The sequence below is a fragment of the Rothia sp. HMSC071F11 genome (assembly GCF_001809115.1).
Classification (GTDB): Bacteria; Actinomycetota; Actinomycetes; order Actinomycetales; family Micrococcaceae; genus Rothia; species Rothia dentocariosa.
The window spans coordinates 364-1,653 of record NZ_KV795762.1 but is presented as its reverse complement, the minus strand read 5'-3'; the positions used below and the strand labels follow the sequence as shown (position 1 = coordinate 1,653).

2 pseudogenes are annotated in these 1,290 nt (G+C 42.6%); both read left to right on the top strand.

Annotated elements, in window-relative coordinates:
- Positions 1 to 315 (top strand): annotated as a pseudogene (locus tag HMPREF2554_RS11595) (hypothetical protein); the annotation flags it as partial.
- 85 nt (positions 316 to 400) lie between these two features.
- A pseudogene (locus HMPREF2554_RS08130) lies at positions 401 to 1,290 on the top strand (DUF3180 domain-containing protein); the annotation flags it as partial.

The following is a 1,290-nucleotide window of genomic DNA, read 5'->3' as shown; positions in this document are numbered from 1 at the left end:
TTTAGGGCGAAATTCACCCAGAACGCTAACTTCTCCGCGGCGGAATTCAACGGAAACGCTGACTTCCACAAGGCAGCATTCGAAAACAAACCAATATTTGAATACACGCTAGACAATAAAACCTATAAAGCGAGGTTTTCATGTAAGGTCGCCCCAGGAGATTATAACTTCGAGGTTTCATATGATAGCCCCTACAAAATTGAGACCGAAGAGAAGGAACATAAACATAACGGTGTTAAGTTCATCATCCCTAAGGGCACAGAACTCTTCGATCCAGACGAACCTTCCGATCTGGAAGACGACGATGAAAGCTAAAATTCTTTTCGCGTAAAAATATGGCAGATTATATTACTTTTACTCAAAGAAACCTTCCTTACCTTTACAAAGGAGAACCCTAGACATGGATGAAAAGGCGAATAACTTCCACCCCTCTAAGAGAGATAATGCATGGTGGAAAAACAGATTTTATACAGTTCTTATTGCTGTAGCTCTCATAGGTGGAGGATGTGCATTTTTTATTCCTCCGTTTATCACCTCGTATGGTTCCGGTGATAGTCTTCCAATCCTACGCCAAACTATTCTTGCTGCCACGGGTGGCGTTCTCGCAATACTCACCCTTTGGGAAAATCGCCGTAAAAACGATCAAGAGCATACACGACAGGTTCATGCCGAGCGACGCGCTCGTTATGCCAAAGCGATTGAACAACTTGCCGATGATAAATCCGCTATCCGTCTTGGAGGCGTCTACACCTTAGCCAAGCTTGTTGACGATTGGTTAGATGACGAGAAAACTCTCCCTTCCATGGAGAAACGCCGTCAAGAAGGACAAATTATTATCGATAGCCTGTGCGCGTATATACGTTCTTCTTTTCCGTTGGCTGAACGCCATGACGAACTTATTCTTAGCTACGAAGAATATCTGCAGAAATGCCAAGATAAAAACCAAGCTATACAGTCCGTTAAAAATTCTGCAGATAATTCCACTCCCAAAGCTGAAAAACAGCAAGACGACAAACAATCAAACCAATCTCGCGAAGAGTTTGTACGCGATCAATCGCTTTTCCGGGAAGAAAAGGAGGTGCGTCAAACAATTCTGTCAGAAATTAAAAAACGTCTTAATGGCGGAGAGGTCAAATGTGAAAATGGTAAAGATGAAATTAAACCCGGAACGTGGTCATATTTTAAGTATGATTTCTCAAACGCATTTTTCTTCTACCCTGTTGGTTTTAGAAACAGCTATTTCGGGGATTTCTCAAAATTCTTCGGGGCGAAATTCACCGAGGGCGCTGA